At 37.2% G+C, this 25,952-nt stretch carries 26 protein-coding genes and 1 tRNA gene; 6 read left to right on the plus strand and 21 right to left on the minus strand.

Translation table 11 applies throughout. The features are described from left to right. Positions 1 to 18: 18 nt before the first annotated feature. From QRE67_RS19975 to QRE67_RS19995, 5 genes are all read right to left on the minus strand, one after another. Positions 19 to 936, minus strand: coding sequence for a PstS family phosphate ABC transporter substrate-binding protein (locus tag QRE67_RS19975; protein WP_286121952.1), 918 nt, complete (start codon positions 934 to 936; stop codon positions 19 to 21). Between the two features lie 255 nt (positions 937 to 1,191). Continuing rightward, positions 1,192 to 3,321, minus strand: a complete 2,130-nt coding sequence (locus tag QRE67_RS19980) for a peptidoglycan D,D-transpeptidase FtsI family protein (RefSeq protein ID WP_286121953.1) — start codon at positions 3,319 to 3,321, stop codon at positions 1,192 to 1,194. Positions 3,322 to 3,431: 110 nt separating this feature from the next. Beyond that, positions 3,432 to 4,709, minus strand: coding sequence for an MFS transporter (locus tag QRE67_RS19985; RefSeq protein ID WP_286121954.1), 1,278 nt, complete (start codon positions 4,707 to 4,709; stop codon positions 3,432 to 3,434). Positions 4,710 to 4,844: 135 nt separating this feature from the next. Next, positions 4,845 to 5,456 carry a superoxide dismutase [Mn] gene (gene sodA, locus QRE67_RS19990; protein ID WP_286121955.1) on the minus strand — a complete coding sequence of 204 codons (612 nt, stop codon included), beginning with the start codon at positions 5,454 to 5,456 and terminating at the stop codon, positions 4,845 to 4,847. A gap of 227 nt (positions 5,457 to 5,683) precedes the next feature. After that, positions 5,684 to 5,757, minus strand: a tRNA-Ile gene (locus QRE67_RS19995). A 408-nt stretch (positions 5,758 to 6,165) separates the two neighbouring features. On the opposite strand from QRE67_RS19995, the gene QRE67_RS20000 reads away from it, so the two are divergent. The 3 genes from QRE67_RS20000 (at position 6,166) to ispG (ending at position 8,603) form a co-directional block, all read left to right on the plus strand. Continuing rightward, positions 6,166 to 6,933 carry a DUF1189 domain-containing protein gene (locus tag QRE67_RS20000; RefSeq protein ID WP_286121956.1) on the plus strand — a complete coding sequence of 256 codons (768 nt, stop codon included), beginning with the start codon at positions 6,166 to 6,168 and terminating at the stop codon, positions 6,931 to 6,933. A 65-nt stretch (positions 6,934 to 6,998) separates the two neighbouring features. Next, a complete protein-coding gene (gene yqfZ / locus QRE67_RS20005) occupies positions 6,999 to 7,337 on the plus strand; it encodes a protein YqfZ (protein ID WP_286121957.1) in 339 nt (112 codons plus the stop codon). A 168-nt stretch (positions 7,338 to 7,505) separates the two neighbouring features. Beyond that, positions 7,506 to 8,603 carry a flavodoxin-dependent (E)-4-hydroxy-3-methylbut-2-enyl-diphosphate synthase gene (gene ispG / locus QRE67_RS20010; protein WP_286125336.1) on the plus strand — a complete coding sequence of 366 codons (1,098 nt, stop codon included), beginning with the start codon at positions 7,506 to 7,508 and terminating at the stop codon, positions 8,601 to 8,603. A gap of 35 nt (positions 8,604 to 8,638) precedes the next feature. Here the strand turns inward: ispG and QRE67_RS20015 are convergent, their stop codons facing one another. The 4 genes from QRE67_RS20015 to QRE67_RS20030 form a co-directional block, all read right to left on the minus strand. Next, on the minus strand, positions 8,639 to 9,052 hold the full coding sequence (locus tag QRE67_RS20015; RefSeq protein ID WP_286121958.1) for a Fur family transcriptional regulator: 414 nt from the start codon (positions 9,050 to 9,052) through the stop codon (positions 8,639 to 8,641). 13 nt (positions 9,053 to 9,065) lie between these two features. Beyond that, positions 9,066 to 9,899 carry a metal ABC transporter permease gene (locus QRE67_RS20020; protein ID WP_286121959.1) on the minus strand — a complete coding sequence of 278 codons (834 nt, stop codon included), beginning with the start codon at positions 9,897 to 9,899 and terminating at the stop codon, positions 9,066 to 9,068. Then, the gene (locus QRE67_RS20025) at positions 9,896 to 10,669 is read right to left on the minus strand and encodes a metal ABC transporter ATP-binding protein (protein ID WP_286121960.1); all 774 of its coding nucleotides are present in this window, start codon (positions 10,667 to 10,669) and stop codon (positions 9,896 to 9,898) included. Before QRE67_RS20025 ends, QRE67_RS20020 begins: the two co-directional genes overlap by 4 nt. 477 nt (positions 10,670 to 11,146) lie before the next feature. Then, positions 11,147 to 12,025, minus strand: coding sequence for a YitT family protein (locus QRE67_RS20030; RefSeq protein WP_286121961.1), 879 nt, complete (start codon positions 12,023 to 12,025; stop codon positions 11,147 to 11,149). Positions 12,026 to 12,192: 167 nt separating this feature from the next. Here QRE67_RS20030 and QRE67_RS20035 point away from each other — a divergent pair, with 167 nt between their 5' ends. Next, entirely contained in the window at positions 12,193 to 12,447 is a 255-nt protein-coding gene (locus tag QRE67_RS20035; RefSeq protein ID WP_286121962.1) for a DUF2624 domain-containing protein, read from the plus strand. Positions 12,448 to 12,472: 25 nt separating this feature from the next. On the opposite strand, the gene QRE67_RS20040 is transcribed toward QRE67_RS20035, so the two are convergent. Next, complete coding sequence (locus tag QRE67_RS20040; protein WP_286121963.1) at positions 12,473 to 13,366, minus strand: deoxyribonuclease IV; 894 nt, start codon at positions 13,364 to 13,366, stop codon at positions 12,473 to 12,475. 189 nt (positions 13,367 to 13,555) lie between these two features. After that, positions 13,556 to 14,866 (minus strand): DEAD/DEAH box helicase, encoded by a 1,311-nt coding sequence (locus tag QRE67_RS20045; RefSeq protein WP_286121964.1) that lies wholly within the window; start codon positions 14,864 to 14,866, stop codon positions 13,556 to 13,558. 181 nt (positions 14,867 to 15,047) lie between these two features. On the opposite strand from QRE67_RS20045, the gene vrrA reads away from it, so the two are divergent. Together vrrA and QRE67_RS20055 are read left to right on the plus strand one after the other, a co-directional pair. Next, entirely contained in the window at positions 15,048 to 15,677 is a 630-nt protein-coding gene (gene vrrA, locus QRE67_RS20050) for a VrrA/YqfQ family protein (RefSeq protein WP_286121965.1), read from the plus strand. Between the two features lie 92 nt (positions 15,678 to 15,769). Beyond that, positions 15,770 to 16,717, plus strand: coding sequence for a 4-hydroxy-3-methylbut-2-enyl diphosphate reductase (locus tag QRE67_RS20055; RefSeq protein WP_286121966.1), 948 nt, complete (start codon positions 15,770 to 15,772; stop codon positions 16,715 to 16,717). A gap of 35 nt (positions 16,718 to 16,752) precedes the next feature. On the opposite strand, the gene QRE67_RS20060 is transcribed toward QRE67_RS20055, so the two are convergent. From QRE67_RS20060 to QRE67_RS20105, 10 genes are all read right to left on the minus strand, one after another. Next, positions 16,753 to 17,874 (minus strand): Nif3-like dinuclear metal center hexameric protein, encoded by a 1,122-nt coding sequence (locus QRE67_RS20060; RefSeq protein WP_286121967.1) that lies wholly within the window; start codon positions 17,872 to 17,874, stop codon positions 16,753 to 16,755. Next, positions 17,871 to 18,578 carry a tRNA (adenine(22)-N(1))-methyltransferase gene (locus QRE67_RS20065; RefSeq protein ID WP_286121968.1) on the minus strand — a complete coding sequence of 236 codons (708 nt, stop codon included), beginning with the start codon at positions 18,576 to 18,578 and terminating at the stop codon, positions 17,871 to 17,873. The genes QRE67_RS20060 and QRE67_RS20065 overlap by 4 nt, the downstream gene beginning before the upstream one ends. A 326-nt stretch (positions 18,579 to 18,904) precedes the next feature. Beyond that, entirely contained in the window at positions 18,905 to 19,264 is a 360-nt protein-coding gene (cccA, locus tag QRE67_RS20070) for a cytochrome c550 (RefSeq protein WP_286121969.1), read from the minus strand. 385 nt (positions 19,265 to 19,649) lie between these two features. Continuing rightward, a complete protein-coding gene (gene rpoD / locus QRE67_RS20075) occupies positions 19,650 to 20,771 on the minus strand; it encodes an RNA polymerase sigma factor RpoD (protein ID WP_286121970.1) in 1,122 nt (373 codons plus the stop codon). Positions 20,772 to 20,830: 59 nt separating this feature from the next. Beyond that, a complete protein-coding gene (gene dnaG, locus QRE67_RS20080; protein ID WP_286121971.1) occupies positions 20,831 to 22,627 on the minus strand; it encodes a DNA primase in 1,797 nt (598 codons plus the stop codon). A 38-nt stretch (positions 22,628 to 22,665) separates the two neighbouring features. After that, positions 22,666 to 23,124, minus strand: coding sequence for a YaiI/YqxD family protein (locus QRE67_RS20085; RefSeq protein WP_286121972.1), 459 nt, complete (start codon positions 23,122 to 23,124; stop codon positions 22,666 to 22,668). Positions 23,125 to 23,379: 255 nt separating this feature from the next. After that, positions 23,380 to 24,192 (minus strand): pyruvate, water dikinase regulatory protein, encoded by an 813-nt coding sequence (locus QRE67_RS20090; protein ID WP_286121973.1) that lies wholly within the window; start codon positions 24,190 to 24,192, stop codon positions 23,380 to 23,382. 29 nt (positions 24,193 to 24,221) lie between these two features. Beyond that, on the minus strand, positions 24,222 to 24,854 hold the full coding sequence (gene ccpN / locus QRE67_RS20095; RefSeq protein WP_286121974.1) for a transcriptional regulator CcpN: 633 nt from the start codon (positions 24,852 to 24,854) through the stop codon (positions 24,222 to 24,224). A 107-nt stretch (positions 24,855 to 24,961) separates the two neighbouring features. Next, positions 24,962 to 25,708, minus strand: coding sequence for a DNA repair protein RecO (gene recO / locus QRE67_RS20100; RefSeq protein ID WP_286121975.1), 747 nt, complete (start codon positions 25,706 to 25,708; stop codon positions 24,962 to 24,964). Positions 25,709 to 25,741: 33 nt separating this feature from the next. Then, positions 25,742 to 25,885: a YqzL family protein gene (locus QRE67_RS20105; RefSeq protein WP_000883923.1), complete on the minus strand. Its 144-nt coding sequence runs from the start codon at positions 25,883 to 25,885 to the stop codon at positions 25,742 to 25,744. Positions 25,886 to 25,952 lie beyond the last annotated feature (67 nt).

The following is a 25,952-nucleotide window of genomic DNA, read 5'->3' on the forward strand; positions in this document are numbered from 1 at the left end:
CCCCTTTCCATCTCGACATTATCTTTGTATTTCTGTTAACATTCGCAGCTGTTCATTATATTTGTATTGCGGTAACTTTACATAACCAACTTCTTCAACAAGCCTTCCCCCATGTCGCATCATAAATGATACATAATCTGCCACACCATTCTTATTTCGAATAGAAGCATGATTTACATAAGCATATAATGACCTGGACAGCGGTTTATATGTCCCAAATTGAATGGTTTCTTTTGTTGGCAATACACCGTTTACTTTTATTGCTTTTACTTTATCTCGATTCGCCATATAGTACGCATATCCAACAAATGCAATTGCATTTTGATCATGCATCACACCTTGAATGATTACTTGATCGTCTTCAGATAAAGAAACCGTTTTTGTAAGACGATTGTTTTGCAAGACGGTACTTTGAAAATAATCATATGTGCCTGAATCTACACCTGGTGCGTAAAATTGTACCTTTTCATGCGGCCATTTCGGATGAATATGTGACCATCGTTTCGTTTTTCCATTTTCGCTCCATAACAGGCGTAACTCTTCTATCGTCATATTATCTGCCCATGTGTTCTGACGATTCACGATCATTGTGAGACCATCATAAGCAATTTCAAACGGTGTATACAAAATAGATTTTTCTTTCATGAATTTCTTTTCGGCTTGTTTCATCGAGCGTGAAGCATTATTAATATCCACTTCACCTTTTCCAAAACGATGAAACCCTCCTCCTGTCCCAGATATACCAATAGAAATTTTTACACGTGGCTCTTTCTTTGTATATTCTTCTGCTACTGCTTCCATAATGGGGAAAACGGTTGAGGATCCATCAATCTTCACTTCCCCCATTCCATCAGTCGCATATGCGATAGGTAGACAAGAAAAAATAAAACATGTTGATACCACCAGAACCTTTATATGTTTCCTCGTGCATTTCACGCGTGTTTCCTCCTAGAAGTATCCTGAATAACAGGGTTACAAATATAAGAATAATGCCGAACTATTAATTCGGTTTTAATAGTTTGTAAAAGTTTTGTAAAGTTCAACATAGCGTACTACAATAAAACTTCTCATTTTCTATTTCAAAACTGCTGCGCTTACGCTATCGGCTTGTCCACCACTACTAAAATATATGCAAGAAATAAAAAAAAAGCACACTATCTTTTCAGATAGTGTGCCAAATTTATATATTTTTTACTCTTCTTCGTTCGCTTTTTTTCCTTTTTCTTCTTTTGGCGCTTCACCTGTTACTTCTTGTTTTTTCAAGTCGAAGTAGGCGTCTGTAATTTCACGACTAATTTTTTTATTAACTGGGTTTTGATCATTAGACAGCCAAGGAACAACAACCGAGAAAGCAATTTCAGGATCTGATGCAGGAGCATATCCAACGAACGTTAAGTTAAATGTTGTTGGTGATTGACCACCATTTCGCTCTCTAACAGTTTTATCTGGACCTGCATACGTAGCCTGCGCAGTTCCTGTTTTCCCAGCCGGATCATATGTCGCACCTGCAAAGCCACCATTACTGTAACCTGTACCATCACGTGTTTGCGTTACCATCTTAAATCCATCTTGAACTCGTTTAATGTAATCTGGGTTCATATCGATACGATTTAATATTTGCGGTTCCACAGACTGAACAACTTTGCCTATATCTTCTGGTTTCGTCGTTGGTTGGCGTACTTCTTTCAAAATTTGCGGCTTCATACGATATCCACCATTTGCAATTGTAGATACATATTGTGCTAATTGAAGCGGTGTATACGTATCGTACTGTCCAATCGCTAAATCAAGTAATTTACCAGCTTGTCCATTTATACCTTTTACACCTGCTACTTCATTAGGCAAATCGATTCCGGTTGGAACTCCTAAACCAAATTGACTAAAGTAATAACGCATTGTATCGAAATCCTTTTGTTTAACACTAAGCGAACCATTTGGAACATAATCTACGCCAGCCATATTCATAGCAATCTTAAACATGTATACGTTAGAGGATCGCTGAAGAGCTGTTAAATCATTAATTGCACCAAATGTTTTCCATGATTTCTTCACCTGAGTACCTTTGAATTTAATCGGTTCATCGACAAGCACGGATCCCGGTTGAATCGCATCCGTTTGATAACCCGTTAACACTGTTGCCCCTTTTACGGTAGAACCCATTTCATATGAGCTTGTCATCGTACCAAGTGCATAGTCTTTTATTTTCGTTTCTCCATCTTCATTGACAAACTGCTTTCCAGCCATCGATAATACTTCACCATTTTTCGGATTCATCATCACGACGAAAGCACGATCCATATAAGGAGCCGTTCCCATCGCTTTTGCTGCTTTCATTTCTTTTTCAATAATTTCTTCAACCTTTTTTTGAAGCTCCATATCAATCGTTAACGTTAAGTTATTACCACTTTGCCCTTTTGAAAGATACGTTGTTTCCAGAATATTACCGTCTTTATCTGTAATATTTTTCACTTCTGCCTTCGTACCATGAAGCGTATCCTCATATTGCTGCTCAATATAACTTTTACCAACGCGGTCGTTACGATTATAGTCTCGAACAAGATAATAACCTAACCGTTCTTTTGGTAAACCTTCATCTGAGCTTGTTACACCACCAAGTACCGTTCGGAACATATCATTATACGGGTAATTGCGATCCCAATCGACCGTCGTGTCCACGCCAGGTAGCGCTGCTAAATTTTCACTAACGACTGCATACTCTTCTGGTGTTACATCTTTTTTAATAATTTGCGGCGTCATCGCATATCCGCTATCCATCTTGCTCTTAATCGCAAGTACTTCTAAATCTGCAGGTGTTAATTCATTCAAATCTATTTCTGTGACGCGATTACGTTGACGCTCTGCCATTTGTTTATCATCAATTTTTTTCTCTTTAAATTCAGCTTCATCTTTCGCTGTAATTTTCGCTTTTGCTTCCTTTTCATGTAAAGAAATCCAATAGTCTTTTTTATCACGCTCTGTTAATTTATCTGGCGCTACTTCAATTAGCTTCGCAAGCTTTTTCGCTGTTTCTGAACGTTCTTCTGAAGTTGATCCCTTCATTCTTGTATACGTAATAGTACGAAGAGGAGTATTATCCACAACAGCACGACCGTATCTGTCAAAGATTTTCCCACGCGGGACCGGGTTACTTACCGTTAAGTTTTCCTTTCGCTCAACCTCATTTTTATAATCTTCACCATGTACAATTTGTACCATTCCTAGCTTTACAATAATCGCTGAGAACATTAAAAACACACACAAAAACAACACGTTTAGCCTAAACGGAACGTGGGTCTTCTTTTTTTTCTTTTTCTTACTCATACGAACCCCCCTCTACCAACAGCTATGTAATATGAAAGGGACACCTTATTACAGGTGTCCTCACTACTGTTTTACATGTCCTTTTATTCTAGCATAAAATTGCAGGGAAGTTAACCTTCTCGTTCGGTATGATTTAGTGTTGTTTCAGGGGCTGGAATACTTGTTCCATTCCTGTTTTGATCCCCATATTTGACATTTCTAACTGCAAAATAAATGAGGAAATGTCCAACTCCGAGAATACATAATAAAACCGGCAAACTTTTTTCTGGCGGAAAAAATGATACTGCACATAAAAAACTTAAAACCGAGCATATTCTTCCTCCATTTAACCATAGTTCACGAACAACAATATACTCGACACGCCACTCTTTTGCCTGCTTCGCTCTTCCAATCACATCATATGTCATGGATCCATATGGAACGAGTAGAATTGGATAAGCAATTGCGATACATGCTGCGTAAATGAGCAATTTTACATATGTAACTTGAAAAACAACTAAAAATACAACGGCGTATAAAATAATTCCGCCCAGCAAAATCGCTTTTTTTCTCCATTCCTTTTTTAACATACGAGCAACCAAATAGTAGCATACAAACGATACAGCTGAATTAACTAAGCTATACTTTCCTAAAGCAAACTCACTTCCTGATGCTAAATAGACGTATACGGAAATAACAAAGATGAAAGTTCCTTCTCTTAAGCCTTGAAAAAAGTGAGCAAGTGTAATTCTCCCCCAGTTTTTATCGTGCTTTCGCTCCTTTAACACTTGAACAATTTCATAGCGCCCTTCACATTCTCTTTTTGATAAAAAAAAGCTTATGACAATGGCAATTGTAAATAAGGTTAATGAAAGAACAAACACAACGGTATAGCCACTCCACTTATCCATACGCGAAATCATATATCCCGCTGCAATCGGCCCAATCATTCCAGAAAAGGATGTCAGTAGACCGAGAAAACCATTAAAAAAATCACGTGTTTCGGGCTCAGTAATTTCAAATGTAAGCAAATTAAATGCAAGCCAATAAAAACCATATCCAATTCCAAGAAGACTGCCAATTAATAAAATATATTGCGAGGCATGTGTTCCAGTTAGTAAAACAACAATAAAAAAAGCGGCTAATGTTCCTACACCGATTCGCAGTAAAATTGCACGATCAATCCGTTTTGCCAATTTTCCTGCAAGGAGAAATGTTAACGGCTGCATTACAACACTTGCCAAATTGTACAATCCAATATTCAAATAGTTTTGCGTTTGCTTCCATAAATAAATGTTAACAAACGTATTGGATAAGGAAATTGCTAACGTGTATAATCCCCCCATAACAAGTAACAATACTAAATCACGATTCACCTCAACATCGCCAATTACATGTTTCCACTTCATAGCTAACTCTCCTTTACTTCATGTTCTATTCTTCCAAAGACGAACACAATTATGTAAAAGAAAGTAAACAAAAAAGCTAGGAGAAAATGCCTCCTAGCTTTTTTAATATTCGTTTTAAAAAATTATAAAGCGATATTATTTAGCGTCTTGGTAACGTTTTTCAGCTGCGTTCCAGTCTACAACGTTCCAGAATGCACCGATGTAGTCAGGACGACGGTTTTGGTAATGTAAGTAGTAAGCATGTTCCCAAACATCTAAACCTACAACTAGAGCTTTACCTTCTGTTAAAGGTGAATCTTGGTTTGGTGTGCTAGTTACTTCTAATTCACCGTTGTTTACTACAAGCCAAGCCCAACCAGAGCCGAAGCGAGTTGCGCCAGCTTTAGCGAATTCTGCTTTGAATGCATCAAAGCTACCAAATTTCGCTTCAATTGCAGATGCAAGTTCACCTACTGGTTGTCCACCACCGTTAGGTGATAAGATTGTCCAGAAGAAAGAGTGGTTTGCATGTCCGCCACCATTGTTGCGTACTGCTGTACGAATTGCTTCAGGCACTTCGTTTAAATTTGTAACTAATTCTTCTACGCTTTTGCCAGCTAATTCTTCATGACCTTCTAATGCAGCGTTTAAGTTTGTTACGTAAGTATTGTGATGTTTTGTATGATGGATGTTCATCGTTTCTTTGTCGAAGTGAGGTTCTAAAGCATCATACGCATAAGGTAAATTTGGTAATTCATGTTTTGCCATTGTTACATTCCTCCCATTTATATGTATTGCCGAAAAATGACTTGGCATACGAATTCATTTTACCCCAATTATGATGGAGTGAAAACAAATTAAATCATGTTGCCTTGCTATCATTAACGTAGCAAATTTTCCATTTCTTTTCAAACAAAATGCTCAAACATTTCGTAAAAAAAGCTTCCTTCTACAAGGAAGCTTATTACCTATGTCATAAAAATTTGAAATGGACATGGACCCTGTAGGACTCGAACCTACGACCGGACGGTTATGAGCCGTCTGCTCTAACCAGCTGAGCTAAGGGTCCAAGAAATATGTATAGAGTAATTGAACCTAAATTCTCAACACTCTAATCAGCTGCGTTACACCGCAACAACTCCACAGGTAGAACTCGAACCTACGACCACTCCCTGTTTAACAGCCGATAGCTCTATCACTAAGCTACTGCGAAGTATATGGATAAGAAATGTAAGATAAATTTACCATATAAAAAAGAAAAGTGTCAATCGTATTTTCATCTTTCACGAACGGACACTTGGATCTAAGCTCCACATAAAGTCAAACTTTGATCAGTGGGGGACAAACTGCCCGTTAATGCGGGATAAATGAAAGTTCCACTGTATACCAGACATGATATAGCTTGTGATTCCTTAGATACGTAAGTTACAATGATTTTATACATTAGTGCATAATACACAACAAAGGAAGTGAATGTATGTCCATATTTACACAACTATTTAAAAGCTTATATTCGCCAAAAGATATGGCGCTTTTTCGTTTTCAAAAAATCGGGAAAACGATTCTTTACATAATGTTACTGTGCTTAATCGCTGCCGTACCACAGACTCTATCAACTGGAAGTGCTATTCAAGATCTTTTTAATGTTGTGAATCGAGCGATTGAAAAAGACATTCCTGATTTTAAAGTTGTGAATGGTGAGCTACAAGCAGATATTGACAAACCCATTGTAAAAGAAGATGGAAACTTCATTTTCGTATTTGATCCTAAAGCAACGGATACGAATGAATATACCAATCAACAAGGAATATTCATTTTGAAAAATAAGGTTGTAACTAATAATAATATCCAAACACAAACTTATTCTTATGACGAATTGGGAGGCATTACTTTTGAGAAAAAAGATGTTCAGGACATTGTTTCTTTTGTGGATAGTATCTATCCAATTCTTATATTCGTTATAGGAGCATTGATCTATCTCTTCCAATTATTCATATCTTTCCTTGGAGTTACATTATTAGCGTTTTTCGGCTCTGCGATGAGTGATCAACGTAAATTATCTTATAAGCAAACTTGGACATTAACTGCTTACAGCTATACAATTCCAACCGTCTTCTTTATGATTATGGACTTATTAAAAATAAATGTACTAGGAACACTCTTTATTTACACCGCTGTTATTCTAACCGTCCTTTATTTAATAATCAAAGAAATACCAAAACCAAAAGAAAAAGCTGAACTATAAAAAAATGCCATTTTGGCATTTTTTTTTTGGACAAGCATATATTTCTCAACAAAGGAGTGAGAAATATGAGGCGACTTGGTATGCTTTTATTTGTGTTAGTTCTTGGTTACGTTTTTTATTATGATATAAAAATTGGTACCTTACCGATGTTAAATACATACAAAAAAACGACTGCAGCTCAACCAGTAAAAAAAGAAAAAGAAACTTCAAAAAAAGAGATAGATACATCCTATAAAATGATTGAAGTAAAAACAGGTGATACCGTTTTATCAGTTACAGAAGCAATTAATAAGAAAAAAGTTCCTTCTATTGAAAAAGTAATCGATGATTTTAAACAGTTAAATAAAAATACGTCTGCTACTAAAATACAGATTGGGAAATCTTACAAATTCCCATTATATTAATGAACAATCACATAATCCTTGTCAATTGTATAAAACCGCTGATACAATAGTAAAAGTGAAACCGAGCAATTGGGTTTTAATTGTCTTATATCACATACAATATACTCGATATTAGGCTGTAAAATAAGAAACTTCTTTTATAAGGAGAGCGATCTATTCGTGAATGAAATGACTCATCGTACAAAAACACGTCCTGTTAAAGTCGGCAATTTAACAATTGGCGGTAATAATGAATTAATTATACAAAGTATGACAACAACAAAAACGCATGATGTAGAAGCAACAGTTGCTGAAATTAAACGTTTAGAAGAAGCCGGTTGTCAAGTTGTCCGCGTAGCCGTTCCAGACGAACGCGCAGCAAATGCAATTGCTGATATTAAAAAACAAATTAATATCCCGCTTGTTGCTGATATTCACTTTGATTATCGCCTAGCATTAAAGGCAATTGAAGGCGGTATTGATAAAGTACGTATTAACCCAGGTAATATTGGACGCCGCCATAAAGTTGAAGCGGTTGTAAATGCAGCAAAAGAACGCGGCATTCCGATTCGTATCGGCGTAAATGCTGGTTCATTAGAGCGTCATATTTTAGAAAAATATGGATATCCAACAGCTGATGGCATGGTAGAAAGTGCATTACATCACATTAAAATTTTAGAGGACTTAGATTTTCATGATATTATCGTATCAATGAAAGCATCCGATGTAAATTTAGCGATTGAAGCATATGAAAAAGCAGCACGTGCTTTCAATTATCCTCTGCACCTAGGTATTACAGAATCCGGAACACTATTTGCAGGAACAGTAAAGAGTGCCGCTGGTCTTGGGGCCATTTTAAGTAAAGGTATCGGGAACACACTACGCATTTCATTAAGCGCTGATCCCGTTGAAGAAGTAAAAGTAGCACGCGAACTATTAAAATCATTCGGCCTTGCATCTAATGCCGCTACACTAATTTCTTGCCCAACTTGCGGTCGTATTGAAATTGACCTTATTAGCATTGCAAATGAAGTCGAGGAATACATCTCCACACTTAAAGTACCAATTAAAGTTGCTGTACTTGGCTGCGCTGTAAACGGACCTGGTGAAGCTCGTGAAGCTGACATCGGTATCGCAGGCGCGCGCGGAGAAGGTCTATTATTCCGTAAAGGGAAAGTTGTTCGAAAAGTACCAGAAGAAACAATGGTAGAAGAACTGAAAAAAGAAATCGATGTCATCGCTGCAGAAATGGCTGCAAATCTTGAAAAAGAAAAACAAGAAAAATAATAAAAAGCTTGTCAGTTATTAAACTGACAAGCTTTTTATTTTGCACATTTCGGACAACGTCCATATATCTCAAACTTATGTCCTGTTACTTCATAGCCCGTAAAGTCTTTATTCATAAACTCCATTGGACATGATGTAATTTCTTTCGTACCACCGCAATCTAAACAAATGAAGTGATGGTGATGTTCCATAACAGAACATGTAAAGCGAAAATGTTTCTCTCCCTTTAGCTCCGTTTGTTCTAGCACACCAATTTCAGCAAATACAGTTAGATTTCGATAGATTGTATCAAAACTTAATCCTGGATAATCATCCTTCATGTGTTCTAAAACGTCCTTTGCAGTTAAATATCGATTGTGAGCCGCAAATAAACGTAACATTTCTTCCCTTTTTCCAGTGTGTTTATAGCCTTTCTCTTTCATAAGGCCTAAAGCTTGTGTCAGATTCATAACTATCCCTACTTTATGCAGTTTTTTTCTTCTTCCATAAGATTGCACCGATTAAAATAAGAACCGCTAACATAACAATTGTACCACCTGGAGCTAAATCGAGCTGATAAGAAGCGAACATGCCACCTATTACAGCAATTTCACCAAATATAATGGAATAGAAAATCGTTTGTTTAAAGCCTTTTGCAATGCGAATACTTGCTGCAACCGGTAATGTCATTAAGGATGATACGAGAAGAATTCCAACAACACGCATCGATACCGCAATGACAAGCGCAACTAAAATAATAAAAATAAAGTGAATCCACTTTGCACGAAGACCTGTTGCTACAGCATATTCTTCGTCAAACGATAATAAGAACAGCTCTTTATATAATAAAATAATTGTTGCAATGACTGCGATTGCCACAATACCGATAATGATTAAATCACTGCTCGTTACAGCACTTACACTACCAAATAAATAACTAAATAAGTCTGTATTAAACCCGTTCGCAAGTGAGATAAAAATAACACCAATCCCAATACCTGCTGATAATATAATCGGAATTGCCAATTCTTGATAATGCTTATAGACAGTGCGCAGCTTTTCAATCAGCAAGGCACCACCAATCGAAAAGACCATTCCCATATATAAAGGATTCAAAAATCCTGCTGTAAAAACCGTTTTTTCCAGTAATAAACTCGCTGCAATCCCTGATAGCGTAACATGACTTAACGCATCCGCGATAAGCGATAAACGACGAATCACAACAAACACACCAAGCAACGGAGCAACCAATCCAATTAAAATACCAGCATATAAAGAATTTCGTAAAAAATCATATTGCAAAAAATCCTGTATCATCGTATCCCTCCGTGATGCTCATGATCATGCTCTAAACGATGAACATGATGTCCATATAAAAGCGACATTTCCGCATCTTCTAACTCTCGAAACTTCTCTACATTCCCATGAAAATGTAAGTGCTGATTTAAACACGCAACATGTGTCACTTTCTCCGTCACAGCTCCCATATCATGGGTAACAAGAATGAGGGTAATACCGAGATGTTTATTTAAACCTTCTAGCATTTCATAAAAGCTTTCCACATTCTTCACATCAATGCCGACTGTAGGCTCGTCCAAAATGAGCAATTCCGGATTGCTTACAAGTGCACGTGCAATAAATACGCGTTGTTGCTGTCCGCCGGATAACTCCCCAATATTTCGATTTTGAAACTCGCTCATTCCTACATCAGCAATCGATTTTGCTACTTTCGCCTTATCCTCTTTTGTTAAGAATCGAAACAGTCCTTTTTTTGAAACAAGCCCCATTGAAACAACTTCAAACACAGTAGCGGGAAAACCGGAGTTAAAACTGTTCGCCTTTTGAGACACGTAGCCAATTTTATTCCACTCTTTAAACTTCTTACTATCAATGTCAAATAACCGAATACTTCCTTTCTTCGGCTTTAAAACACCTAATATGCATTTCAATAACGTCGATTTCCCAGACCCATTCGGCCCAACTAAACCTAAAAAAGCTCCCTTGGGAACTTGTAACTTAATGTCCTCTAATACATTTCGTTCTTCATACCGAAATGTCAATCCTTCAATTTCTAATATATTATTCATAGCATCTCACCTATTTTAATTCAGAATGATTCCGATTTACTTCTATTTGAATTATAGTATAGCTTATCACGAGTTGTAAACCAATCTGCCCTAAAATTTATCCTTTATTTTAAGTAGATGTTCAAAAACTCCAGTAAAGATAGCTATCGCATTTCTTCGTTGCGTCGCCACTTCGGTACTCATGTAGTTCAATCTACACTCCGTATCCTCCTGGCTTCCGCGCCTCAAACTGCTCGGCTCTCTTTATCCTCCTTTTTGAACAAGCACTTTAAGCAACCTTATTATTATAACAAAAAGCAGAGAAAATCTCTCTGCTTTTAGAGAATGTTCAAAAACTCCAGTAAAGATAGCTATCGCATTTCTTCGTTGCGTCGCCACTTCGGTACTCATGTAGTTCAATCTACACTCTGTATCCTCCTGGCTTCCGCGCCTCGAACTGCTCAGCTCTCTTTATCCTCCTTTTTGAACACGTACTTTTTAGTGAATTGCTGATTTAAATTTCCCACCATTTGTCTCTTGTGTATTCATAATCGTAATAAAGGCATTTTCATCAATTTCATGAACAATTGCCTTTAATTTTGTTACTTCAAGACGCGTAACAACTGCATAAATAACTTCCTTCTCGTTGTCCGTATAACCACCTTTAGCAACAAGCTTTGTTGTCCCACGACCAAGGCGATGTAAAATGGCATTCGATACGTCTTCATAATGATCCGATACAATCATGACTGCTTTTGTCTCATCTAATCCTTGAATGACGGTATCAATTGTTTTAAATGCGATATAGTACGTCATAACGGAATACATTGCTTGTTCGACGCCAAATACAAAAGCTGCCCAAGCAAAAATAAATAAGTTCACAAACATAACAAATTCGCCAACAGAAAACGGTAATTTCTTTGTTAATAAAATTCCCATAATTTCTGTTCCATCTAATGAACCACCATGACGAATGACAATCCCCACACCAATTCCTAAAATAAGACCGCCAAAAACAGTTGCTAATATAGGTTCTGTCGTAAATGGTTTAACTGAATGTAGTGTCGTCTCAATAAAAGCTAAAGCGACAATTGCAAAAGCAGAGGATAACATAAACGTCTTACCGATTTGTTTATAACCAGAATACATAAACGGTATATTGAGGATTACAACCAACGTAGAAAAACTTAACCACCATATATTAGGTGTGAGATAATCTAGTATGAGGGAGATACCGATAATGCCACCATCAATAATTTTATTTGGCATTAAAAATAGTTCGATTGCTACCGCGGCGCATGTTGCTCCAAAAACAATCATAATTAAACGATACATAAGATGAATAATACTTTCTTTTCGATGTTGTTTCTGCGACATAAGCCCTCCTTATAGTTTCTTTATGTAGTTTTGTAGTTTTGCAGTTTTGTACTTTCATTATAGCATATTCTTCTTTTCTCTATGAAAAAAAACAACTGCATCGTGAATATATACAAGCTTTCTATACATATATTTCGATATAAGAGCGACTGAAGGAGGGCTACATAATGAACCTCATCAAGCACATTGTAAACAAAAAGCTAAATCATATTTCAACAAAAGAATTATTGAAATATAGCAAAGAATATGAAGTTCCCATTACAACGGAACAAGCAGATAAAATCGTCATTTTAATGAAAGGAAAAAATATTAATATTTATGATACACAGGAAAGATTGGAACTTTTAAAGAAAATCGCAAAAGTAACTTCTCCCGCTACCGCTCAGCAAGTAAACATTTTATTTCAGCAACTATTAAAATAATAAGGAGGGGATCCCCCCTCCTTTACTATCCTTTAATCTTCTCAAGAAGACTTTCATCAAATGTACCACTCTTCAGCATTTCAATTTCGAACTTATATGGTGGTTTTTTATCTTTCTTATCTTCACCGACATACGGCGTTTCAAGAATTTTCGGTACATGCTGTAATTGCGGATGATGCACAATATGATGCAGTGCCTTATAACCGATATAACCGAAACCAATATTTTCATGACGGTCTTTTCCCGCACCACGTACATTTTTACTATCATTAATATGCAATACTTGCAAGCGATCAATCCCAACGATTTTATCAAATTCATTTAACACGCCATCAAAATCGTTAACAATATCATAACCGGCATCGTGCGTATGACACGTATCAAAACATACAGACAGCTTTTCATTATATTTTACACCATCGATAATTTTCGCAATTTCCTCAAAGTTACGTCCACATTCCGTTCCTTTTCCAGCCATTGTTTCTAGCGCGATATTCACCGTTTGTTCTGGCGTTATTACTTCATTTAACCCTTTAATAATTTGTTGAATACCAGCTTCAGCACCCGCGCCAACGTGAGCACCTGGATGTAGCACAATTTGCTTCGCTACTCCTAATGCTGACGTTCTTTCAATCTCCATCCGAAGAAAATCGACGCCTAATTGGAATGTTTCTGGTTTTGTTGTATTCCCAACATTAATAATATACGGTGCATGGACAATAATTTCCTCAATACCATGTAGCTCCATATGTTTACGTCCTGCTTCTATATTTAAGTCTTCAATTGGTTTTCTTCTCGTATTTTGCGGTGCACCTGTATAAATCATAAATGTTGTAGCACCGTATGAAACAGCCTCTTCACTGGCTGCTAATAACATCTTCTTCCCGCTCATGGAAACATGAGACCCAATCTTTAACATATAATCACCTCTTCAATATGCAATAGCTATAATAATAGCATAAGTTGTAGAAATATGTAGTGAATTGTTCACTCACAAAACGAAATAAACCAGCAGTAAATTTCCCTACCGATGGCTAGAATCAAGCAAGTTCTTACAAGCCGAGATTCCACTTTCCCCATATAAGATAAAAAAAGATAAGGAATGCCCTTATCTTTTTTTATTACTATACTTGTTCTTCACTTTTTCACGTTCAGTCGCAAGTTTTCTCTTATAGTTAGGCTTTACTTTTTTCGGTTTCTTAACAACTTTTGTTGCCATAACATCTAGTTCATTATTTGGTTTTTTACGACTTTTACGACGACGACGTTCACCTAAGTCTATCCATTCATCTCCACGTAAGTCTACATGATTAAATGTGATATTACGTTGTTTTTCTAAACTGTCTAACGCTTCTTCATTTGCTGGATCATAAATAGTCGCTGCAATGCCAGAATATCCTGCACGAGCTGTTCTTCCTACGCGGTGAACGAAGAAATCTAGATCGGATGGAAGTTCATAATTAATGACATGGCTAATTCCTTCAATATCAATACCACGTGCTGCTAAATCTGTAGCAACAATGTATTGAAATTCTAAGTCACGAACTTGTTTCATCATTTTTCTACGATCACGCGGCGATAGATCTCCATGAATTCGTCCGACTTTTAATCCACGCTCGGCTAATCCGTCTGCAACTTCGTCAGCCTTCTTCTTCGTATTTGTAAAGATAATCGCTAAATACGGCTTATATTGAAGCAACATATTTTTCACTAATTCAATCTTGTTACGATGTCTAGAAGGAATTAAATAATGTTCAATATTCCCTGCTGCAACTTGCTTTGGATTAATATGAATATGCTCTGGATTTTCCATATACTTCTTCATAAAAGGCTTTAATTTTTGCGGAATTGTCGCAGAGAAGACAAGCATTTGTAAATTTCTTGGCATACGAGCTGCAATTTTATCTACATCTTGAATGAATCCCATATCAAGCATTAAATCTGCTTCATCGACAATAATAGTAGAAGCCGTATGCACAAATAGCGCCTGCGCTTCTACTAAGTCTTTAATACGCCCCGGCGTTCCAACGACAACATGCGGTTGCTTTTTAAGCTTTTCGATAGATCGTTGTTTGTCCGTTCCTCCGATAAGGCAACGTGCTGTAATCAGTTGATCTTCTGCACAAAACTTCGTAAGCTTTACAATCTCTTGATAAATTTGTTGTGCTAGCTCACGAGTAGGAGCTGTAATGACAAGCTGTACTTCATCTCGACTTGCATTGATTCGATTTAAAGTTGGAAGTAAGTATGCATGTGTTTTCCCAGAACCCGTTTGGGACTGCCCGATTACACTCACACCTTTTTTCACGACCGGAAAAATTTTCTGTTGAATTCCTGTCGGTTCTGAAAAGCGTAGTTCACGAATTGCATCTATTAAAAATGGTTGAAAATTATATTGTGTAAATGTTTGTACTGTCATAAGTTCCACCTTCTTTCTTAAATTTCTACTGCGCGCACAAATCAGTCAAGTCTCCATTATATCGAAGTCTAATAGTAAAATCCATCTTTAGTTTAGGTTTTCCATCCAAAAACTAACCTTCTTTCTTTTCACTGCATACTGTATGTGTATATACCTAACTGAAGAAAGGAGGATTTCTCGTATGTATCCGAAATCCCCTATACAACAAATGTATGTACAGCAGCGCCAACAGCACTATACACCGTACCCAATACCCAATTTACCTCCTATGATGCAAAAAAAGAAAGGCTTTCTCTCTAAGCTATTCAAAAAACAAGATCCCACCCATTCATATATGCAAATGGTCCCGCCCTATCGACAAATGGAGCAACAACCAACGATGCACTATCAACAAAACCAACCATACATGCAACATCAGCAGCAAATGATGCCCCCACAAATGAACGCACCAAATGAAATGCGTGGTCCAGCAGAAGTCGCATCTGGTGCTGGTGGCATCGGTGGCTTCTTTTCTAACTTGCTTTCCAATCCTACCGGTATGTTAAATAACGTCGAGAAAGTTGTCCAAGTAGCCCAATCAGTCGGTCCTGTCGTCGAACAATACGGTCCCATCGTTCGCAGTATACCAAGCATCGTAAAAATTCTCACTTCTAGAAAAGGTGCTACGGAAGAACAAACGGAAGAAGTGGAAGTGATAACTATACCACCCCCTCATAAAAAAAAGAAAATGATAATGAAACCAGTTGTTGAAAAAGAACATCCCGAAGAGAATATTCCACTTCCGACACCTAAGCCTAAACTATATGTCTAACAACAATCCTTTGTTTTCTGTCCGCTCCTCCTTTATAATGTAATGGACTATGCACAAAAGGATTCCTTGTTTAGAAGGAGAGGATTACTCATATGAAGATTGTTAAAATTTCCCCTCGTGGTTATTGCTACGGTGTTGTAGATGCGATGGTCATTGCACGCAACGCGGCACTAGATAAAACATTACCTAGACCTATTTATATTTTAGGCATGATCGTTCACAACAAACATGTAACAGATGCATTTGAAGAAGATGGCATCATTACATTAGACGGTCCAAGTCGACTAGAGATTTTAGATCAAATCGATTCCGGCACGGTCATTTTCACCGCACATGGTGTTTCTCCAGAAGTAAAACAGCGTGCAAAAGAAAAAGGCTTAACAACAATCGACGCAACGTGTCCAGATGTGACAAAAACACATGACCTAATTGAAGCAAAAAAAGCAGAAGGCTACCATGTGATTTATATTGGAAAAAAAGGGCATCCAGAGCCAGAAGGTGCAGTTGGAATCGCTCCTGATATCGTTCATCTCATTGAAAGAGCAGCTGATTTGGAGACACTAGAAATTCCAGGTGACAAAATTTTAGTTACCAACCAAACAACGATGAGTCAATGGGACGTTCAGCACCTTATGGAGGACATCCAAGCAAAATTTCCAACCGCTGAATTTCATAAAGAAATTTGTTTAGCAACGCAAGTACGTCAAGAAGCAGTAGCGAAACAAGCGGATGTTGCTGACCTAACAATCGTTGTTGGTGATCCAAAAAGTAACAACTCGAACCGACTAGCTCAAGTATCACAAGAAATTGCTGGTACAAAAGCATACCGCGTTGCGGATGTAAGTGAAATTCAGTTAGAGTGGCTACAAGGTATCGAAAATGTTGCGATTACAGCAGGTGCTTCTACACCAACGCCAATTACAAAAGAAGTAATTGCCTTTTTAGAACAGTACGATCCAATGAATCCAGCTACGTGGGAACGCAAACGAAACGTACCGCTTCAAAAAATCTTGCCACGTGTAAAAGTAAAAAAACAATAAAAAATCCGTTGCTATGTACATAGCAACGGATTTTTTTATACAAATGTAAACGGATCTGTATGTAATCTAGAAGCATGAATTTGCACAGCAAACTTTTTCTCATTTGCTTTTTGTTGCAATTGTTTTTGTACACCTTGTTTCATAACTTTTTCAACGTTATGGCCCGGATCAACAATATTTAGTCCAAGCATCATCGCATCATGTGCAACATGATAATACATATCGCCCGTCACATACACGTCGGCTCCTTTCATTTTCGCTTGATTGATATACTTATTCCCATCACCACCAAGCACCGCTACTTTTCGTACTTTATCATCTAATGCTCCAACAACTCGTGCACCTTTTACATCAAGTGAATGTTTCACATGCTCCGCAAACTGCTGTAGGCTCATTTCCTCTTGTAAATATCCAATCTTACCAAGCCCTAATGTCTCACCTTTATTATCAAGCGGATACACATCATACGCAACCTCTTCATACGGATGAGCAGCTAACATCGCTTTCACCACTCTTCGTTGTAAGGACGCTGGAATAATCGTTTCAATCCGCACTTCTTCCACACGTTCTAAGCGTCCTACCTCGCCGATATACGGGGTTGTTCCTTCTTGGGGTATGAAAGTTCCTGTACCTTCACTATTAAACGTACAATGGCTATAATTGCCGATATGACCCGCTCCAGCGTCACCAAGAGCCGTGCGCACAGCATCTACATGCGTTACTGGAACAAACACAACAATTTTTTTCATTTCTTCTGCATATGTTGGAACAAGCACTTCTGTACGTTGTAATCCCAACGCTTCAGCAAGTAAATCGTTAACGCCACCTTTTGCCACGTCCACATTTGTATGCGCTGCATAAACAGCGATATCATGTTTAATACATGTTTCAATGATTCTTCCATACGCTTTGTCTGTATGAATTGCTTTTAGTGGATTGAAAATAAGCGGATGATGGGCAATGATTACATTTGCTTCTGTGTCAATCGCTTCCTCCACAACCTCTTCCGTTACATCAAGGGCAATGAGCACATTCCGGACAGGTTTATTTAATGCACCGATCTGCAAACCTATTTTATCGCCTTCCATTGCTAAATGCTTCGGATACATCCCTTCAAATAAAGAAATAATTTCATGACCATTTGGAATTTTACTCATGATAAGACCTCCTCTATCATTTTCATTTTCGCTAATACTTCTTCACGTTTTACTTTCGTATCTTCTGATGCTGTCGCACGCTCTAACTGCTTAATAATATTTTGGAAATTTTTCAGTTCACTCTCCCATTTCTCTACAAATGTATCGCTCTTTTCTTTCATTAAAAAGGGTCCGATAAATAAGCTGGCCTGTTTGTTTTCATGATAAGGGGCTAGCGGATCACCTTTTTCTCCAACTACAATCTCATAAATCTTACCGTCTTCTTTTATAATTTTTTCATGAATAAGCTCCCAACCATTTTCGACAAACCATTCACGAATGTGATGTGCAGCAATATTCGGTTGTAAAATTAACCGAGTCACACCGTTTAGCTTTTCTTTTCCATTTTCTAAAATGTCACGAATTAATGCTCCGCCCATACCAGCGATTGTAATGACATCTACTTCTCCCGGTGTAATAACTGCTAAACCATTTCCTTTACGAACATCCACTTTCTCTTGTAATCCACACTCCGCTACTGTAGCCTGTGCAGAACGAAATGGTCCATCTACCACTTCTCCTGCCACTGCCTTTGTAGCAATGTTATTTATAATCGTATAGCACGGTAAATAAGCATGATCTGAACCAATATCCGCAATCGTAGATCCAACTGGAATCTCCCGTACCACTTCTTCTAGTCTTTTTGAAAGCTTTACTTCATTCATTTATTTCCATTACTCCTTCTCTTATCAGTCTTTCTCCATGATAATGAATTAACAGTAGTTGTTGCAAGTAAAGAAACAAAACTTCAATTCCTTTATAAGTACATGTTCAAAAAGGAGGATAAAGAGAGCCAAGCAGTTCGAGGCACGGAAGCCAGGAGGATACGGAGTGTAGCTGGAACTACATGAGTACCGGACTGGCGACGTAACGAAGAAATGCGACAGCTATCTTTACCGGACTTTTTGAACATCCTCTATTAATCGTATTTTAGAAAGAAAAGAAAAACAAGCCCTTTGCTTATAAGCAAAGAGCTTCTATGTATAAACCTTTATTTTTTCTTCGCTAACCAATCTGCCACTTTAGAAGCTTGATCTGCTGGAATTAAGTTTGCAGGCATATTTCCTTTTCCTTTTGAAATTACTTCTTTAATCTCATCCTTTGAAAGTTTCCCACCAACTTTTTGTAAGTTCGGTCCAACTGCTCCTTGCAACTGATCCCCATGGCAGCTCGTACAGTTTTGCTTAACAATATCTTCCGGTTTTGATACCGCTTGTGTTGTTTTTCCCCCATTATTTTTCGCATCAGCTAGCTCTTTGGATTTATTCAATCCCTGAAACGAAAAGACAAACATAATGACAATACCTAGCGCAGCAATGAGAGCAAATGGAATCAACGGATTACGTTTCATATTTCTTCTCCCCCCTCTATACCCCCTAATAATTAGATGATTCAGTTATTTCTATTGTACTTGAAAACGTTCTATCAGAAAAGACAAAACTGTCAGTTGTTTCAAATATTACATAAATTCTGTTTATTGATTCTTACTATTTTATCACATATTATTTTGATAAATCTCAACGTTTCTCATCATATTTTTTTCTTTTCTACATATATTTTTGTATAGAATAAACGAAATTAATCGAAAAATCGAAAAATGAGTATTTGCAAATCAAAAGACAATTCTGTAAAATAAATTACAAGAATTGTAATCGCTACCGATAGCTAAATTTTAACAAAAATTAACAAATTAAAAAAGTTTACTTCACAATTGTGAAGTAAACTTGAAAAGAAACCTATTCTAAGAAATCCTTTAGACGCTTACTACGGCTTGGATGTCTTAGTTTACGAAGCGCTTTTGCTTCAATTTGACGAATACGTTCTCTCGTTACGCCGAATACTTTCCCAACTTCTTCAAGCGTACGAGTTCGTCCATCATCTAAACCGAAACGAAGACGAAGAACATTTTCTTCACGATCTGTTAATGTGTCTAACACATCTTCTAACTGTTCTTTTAGCAATTCATACGCTGCATGGTCCGCAGGTGATGTTGCTTCTTGGTCTTCAATAAAATCGCCTAAATGTGAGTCATCCTCTTCACCAATTGGTGTTTCAAGAGAAACTGGCTCTTGGGCAATTTTTAAGATTTCGCGTACTTTTTCTGGTGCAAGGTCCATTTCTTCTCCGATTTCTTCTGGAGATGGTTCACGTCCTAAATCTTGTAACAATTGACGCTGTACACGGATTAATTTATTAATTGTTTCAACCATATGAACTGGAATACGAATTGTTCTTGCTTGGTCTGCAATGGCACGCGTAATTGCTTGGCGAATCCACCAAGTCGCATACGTACTGAATTTAAAGCCTTTACGATAATCAAACTTTTCAACAGCTTTAATCAGACCCATGTTCCCTTCTTGAATCAAGTCTAAGAACAGCATGCCACGGCCTACATATCGTTTAGCAATACTTACAACAAGACGTAAATTCGCTTCTGCAAGACGGCGTTTTGCTTCTTCATCGCCTTCTTCAATACGTGTTGCAAGTCGAATTTCTTCTTCTGCAGACAGTAAGTCGACGCGACCAATTTCTTTTAAATACATGCGAACAGGGTCATTAATTTTCACACCTGGCGGCACACTTAAATCATTTAAATCGAATTCTTCTTCTGTCTTTGTTATCTGGTGAGTATTAGGACCTTCTTCGTTGTCGCCAACTAGATCAATCCCTTGTTCACCTAAATATTCGTAATATTCATCCATTTGGTCGGATTCAATTTCAAATCCATTCATGCGTTCTGCAATCTCTTCATATGTAAGAACGCCACGTTTTTTTCCGAGCTCAGTGAGTTGCTCTTTCACTTGCTCAAGGGTCATATCAGTTTCAATTTGTTTAGAACGAGCTGGTTTATCAGCCATCTGTTCCCCTCCTTACGCGAGATACAAACATTCATTATAATAAATTTTTATACAAAAAGCTATCTTCTTGCTTTCTGATTTTGTAAATACGCTGCATAAAATTTAGCAGCTTCCACTGGATCTGCTTTTTCCATTTGCTTTAATGCAAAGATGGTTTCCATCTTCTTAAGTTTTTGCTTGTGGCGCCGCAGCGCTTCTAAATGACCTTGCAATACTTCATCTGCATATTCTGGATTAATAAATTCATCCGTTGAAATATTGGTTATAATATTTTTCAATTTCTCATCAGAGAGCCAGCTCAAAAAATTACCGACTGAAGGTTCATTTCCCTTTTCATAATATGCGTATAGTTCATATAAAATCCCTTTATGTTCTTCCGTATGGAAATCTTCTATATAAGGTTCAATACGGAAAGCAACATCTGCACTTTGCAACATATGGTAAATGAGCTCTCTTTCCGCTCTTTCAAAACCTGAAAACTTTGGTTTAGCATGAACAATTTGAGGAGGCTTAGAAATTTGCTTCGTTTGTTTTTGCTGTATCTTTTGTTCTTTGCGATATTGGTGTAATTGACCTAAAAGAGTTTCCATTGAGTAAGCAAACTCTTGCGATAATGATTTTAAATATGACTCTGCTTGCATGGCATCTTGTAATAACGCCAACTCTTTTAAAACACTTTTTACATAAGCTTCTTTACCAGACTCATCTTGCAAATTTTTCCCTAAACGAAGGTAATTTATTTTGAAGCCTACAAAGCTTATACTCGCTTTTACAAGATTTTCAAAAGCCGCTGTTCCATATTGTTGTACGTATTCATCAGGATCAACTTTATCTGGCAATGAGACAACCTTTATTTGACAACCAACTTGCGATAACAATTGCCCTGCTTTCATCGTCGCTTCTCGTCCTGCTTTATCACCATCATAGCAAAGAACAACAGTTTCAACATTGCGTCGCAGAAGTTTCGCCTGTTCTTCTGTTAGAGCTGTTCCCATTGTTGCAACGGATTCTTCAACACCACTTTTTACAGCAGCTAATACGTCAGCATAGCCTTCAAATAAAACAACTTGTCCTCGTTTTCTGATGAACGGCCGGGCTTGGTGGAAATTGTACAGCAACTTACTTTTATAAAAAATAGGTGTTTCTGGGCTATTTAAATACTTTGGGGTATCATCCCCTAACGCCCTTCCACTAAACGCTGCTACTTTTCCTTGCAAGGTGTGAATCGGAAATATAATTCTTCCTCGAAAACGGTCATGATGACTACCATCTTTTTCACTCCGCACAAGCAATCCAGCTTGTTCCATGGTTGATAGCGAAAATCCTCTTTTTTGTAATATTTTCGCCGCAGCATCCCAAGCAGGAGATGCATAACCAATTTCAAACTTTGCAATCATCTCTTTTGTAATACCTCGATCTAGCAAATAAGCAAGAGCTTGATTTCCCTCTTCTGTATTTACTAAAAGATGGTGATAGTATTTTTTCAAGAGTTCATGCGCCTGTAGCATAATGACGCTACCATCAGATATATTTTCTTGCTGTTCTTGCCCTGACGTATAGTCGACAACTGGAATATTATTTCTTTCTCCAAGCTTTTGCACAGCCTCTATAAAAGAGAGTCCTTCCATCTTCATGAGAAACGAAAAAACATTTCCTCCTTCTCCACATCCAAAACAATGAAAAATTTGCTTGTCAGATGAAACAGAAAATGAAGGTGAGTTCTCGCCATGAAATGGACAAAGCCCAAAATAATTGCGCCCTTGCTTTCTGAGCTGAACATATTCACCAATCACTTCCACAATATCAGATGATGTCCGAATCTGTTCAACAACTTCTTCGGGAATTCTGTTCCCCATAACTCCATCTCCGTGTCGTATTTTGTATTCGATACAAATTAAAGAATTCCTTTATAATTCGACAATATTTTTTCCGAATTTGTTAAAAAACATTGCCGGTCATGCTTAGAAAATGATTTTGGACCTTTTGTATAGGTCCCATGTCTACGTAATTTCGCAGATACATATCGACTATATAAAATTGTATCCATTTGCTCATCTGTCACAAATGTGCCTCGTGGAGATAATACATATACTCCTTTTTTCACCAGAAGACCAGCAAGCCCCATATCCTGTGTGATCACGAGATCTGTAGCTTTAGCGAGTTTATAGATATGAAAATCCACCTCATCTTGCTCAGAATCTACATAGATCCAATTACCTTGCTGTTTTCTCGACCGATGGGCATAGGATGCGACAAACAAAATTTCGACATGAAATTTTGTTCCAACTTGCACAATTTCATCCTTCACAGGACATGCATCTGCATCAACTAAAATTTTACTGATGTTTTGCATATTTCTGTATTCTACATCCCTTCTGTGAATCCTTCCATAATGTGCGTTTTCTTGATTAGATTTTTGTCGATTTTACGTAAATGAGATCTTTTCCGTAAATCCTATCCCTAGTTTATTCTGAAAAATTAAAGTCTAAACGTAAAATATACGTTTTTATCACAATTTTTTATTATAATATATTTCCCTCAACTTCGCTACATATCCTTTAAAAAATTATTATGAGCGAAAAAAGCACATTCACCTTTGGTAAATGTGCTAAAACATTTTTTGGTTTTGCACTGCATTCACAATGATATTCGCCGTTTCCTCAATCGCCTTGTTTGAAACATCAATTACTTGACAGTTTATTTTGCTTACCACTCGCTCAAAGTGATCTATTTCTTCTTTAATACGATTAATGTTAGCATAAGTTGCTCCATCACTCAGACCAAGCGACTTTAATCGTTCTTTCCGAATATGATTTAACTTATCCGGTGTAATTTTTAAACCGAAACATTTTTCTTTTGCAACGCGGAATAATTCTTCCGGAGGATCCACTTCTGGTACAAGCGGTACGTTTGCAACTTTTAATCTTTTATTATGAGCAAGATATTGCGAAAGTGGTGTTTTTGATGTGCGTGATACACCAATCAAAACGATATCTGCTTTAAGAATTCCACGTGCATCTCTTCCATCGTCATATTTGACAGCAAATTCAATTGCTTCAATCTTTTTGAAGTATTCTTCGTCTAATCTTCGAACAACACCTGGTTCATGTCTTGGAACTTGACCTGTGATTTCTTCAATTTGATCAATAAGAGGCCCTATAATATCATAAGCCTCTACGCCTTCTTTCACTGCTTCTGCTAACAAATACTGACGCATTTCAGGCTTTACTAACGTAAAGCAAATAAGCGCTCGATTACTTTTAGCAATCGAAATAACCTCTTTTAACGTCCCTGTATCTTCTACATACGGTACACGTCTAATATCAGGAGCAAATGGAAACTGGCCCATTGCAGCTCGAACAACTAAATCAGCCGTCTCTCCCACAGAGTCAGATACGACATATACGATCTTATTCTTCATTACATTACCTCACTTTAAACAAATTACACTTATTCATTATTTACTAAATTTACAAACGCACCCGTAATATTTGTTTTTGTAATTCTACCGACAACTTCTAAACCTTGTTTCGTGTCTTTTACAACTGGTACAGCATCAATCTGTCTTTCTATTAATTCCATTGCTATATCATATAGACTATCTTCCCGATGACACATCGCAATATTTGGCATCCTTGTCATGATAATATTAACCGGCAACGATGTTAAATCCTGCTTTCCTAAGCTTGCTCGTAATAAGTCTTTACGAGAAACTACACCGACTAAAAACGTAGCTTGATCTACAACAAATAAAGTACCCACATCTTCTAAAAACATGGTACAAATCGCATCGTATACCGAAACATTTTTATCGATAACGACTGGCCTAGATTGATAATCTTGCACCTTAATTTTTTTGACAGCTTCTGATAATAGCTGCCCTCCGGTTTTTCCTGTATAAAAATAACCGACACGTGGACGCGCTTCTAAATAGCCAGCCATCGTTAAAATAGCTAAGTCGGGCCGAAGCGTCGCTCGTGTTAAATTTAATTGTGCAGCGATTGCCTCCCCAGTAATAGGACCGTGATCTTTTACAATCTGAACGATATGTTCTTGCCGTTTATTCAGTTCTATGATAATCACCACCTTCAATACAAAACGAAAAAAGTTATACTATCTCTTAAATATTATATACTAAATATGCTTTTCGAAAAAGAAAGTATGTAAAAAGGACCCGTTTATGGTCCTCATTATATTTGAAATTTATCAAGTTGCTCCAGAAAACGCCTTGATTTCAAATAAATTCCACAATATTCATCATAATATGTATTTAATACTGTACGCATTTGCCGTTTTGTTTCATCTTTCACTGACACATTACCAAGGCGAGCTAAATCAAAATGATAAAAAAGGCGCAGTAATTTATGAACAGCCTCCCCAACCGGAATGCGATATGGATCTTGTTCAGCATGATGCTTACACAGAAAACCGCCTTCTCGAACGGAGAAGGCGACAAAATCTGCTTCTTGGTGACAAATAGCACATGTATCAAAATAGGGTTGCATACCTAATACTGGAAGCATTTTCGTTTGATAAATTAACGCTAAAACTTCAGGATCGACACCCTCACACATGTAATGCAGTGATTGATATAGCATCTCAAATAAATATGGGTTATGCTTTTTATCTTCCGTTGCTTTATCAGTCAACTCAACAATAAATGATGCATATGCAGTTAAAAATATATCTTCACGAATTTCTTTCATGGATGAAATTATTTCACCTTGTTGCAAAGTCCCAAGTCCAGACCCCATTTGAATTAGAAAGTAACCATGAGTCATAAGTTGCGAAATAGACGCTAGCCTACTTTTTGGTTTTTTCGCACCTCTCGCCATTGCACTTACTTTTCCAAGCTCACGAGAGAATATCGTGACAATTTTATTTGTTTCTCCGTAATCTGTGGTCCGGATGATAATTCCTTCAATCTTTTGAAACATGTTCATCACCATCCAAGGTTTGAACAAAACGGGTCAAGAAATTGGAGAGTCTAGATGCGCTAGCTCCTCGTCATGTTGATCCATTTCATCATTTACGTCTTTTTCCATTTCCTTCAAAAGCAAATACGTTTCAATGCTTCCTGTCTTGGAGAAAAACTTCCAGGTAAAATCTAGCATAAGAATCCACCTTTCTCAGTAAGCGTAGCATATAAACCAATTTCTTTTGTTGTTATTAAAATGACCC

The organism is Bacillus sp. DX3.1, assembly GCF_030292155.1.
Taxonomy (GTDB): domain Bacteria; phylum Bacillota; class Bacilli; order Bacillales; family Bacillaceae_G; genus Bacillus_A.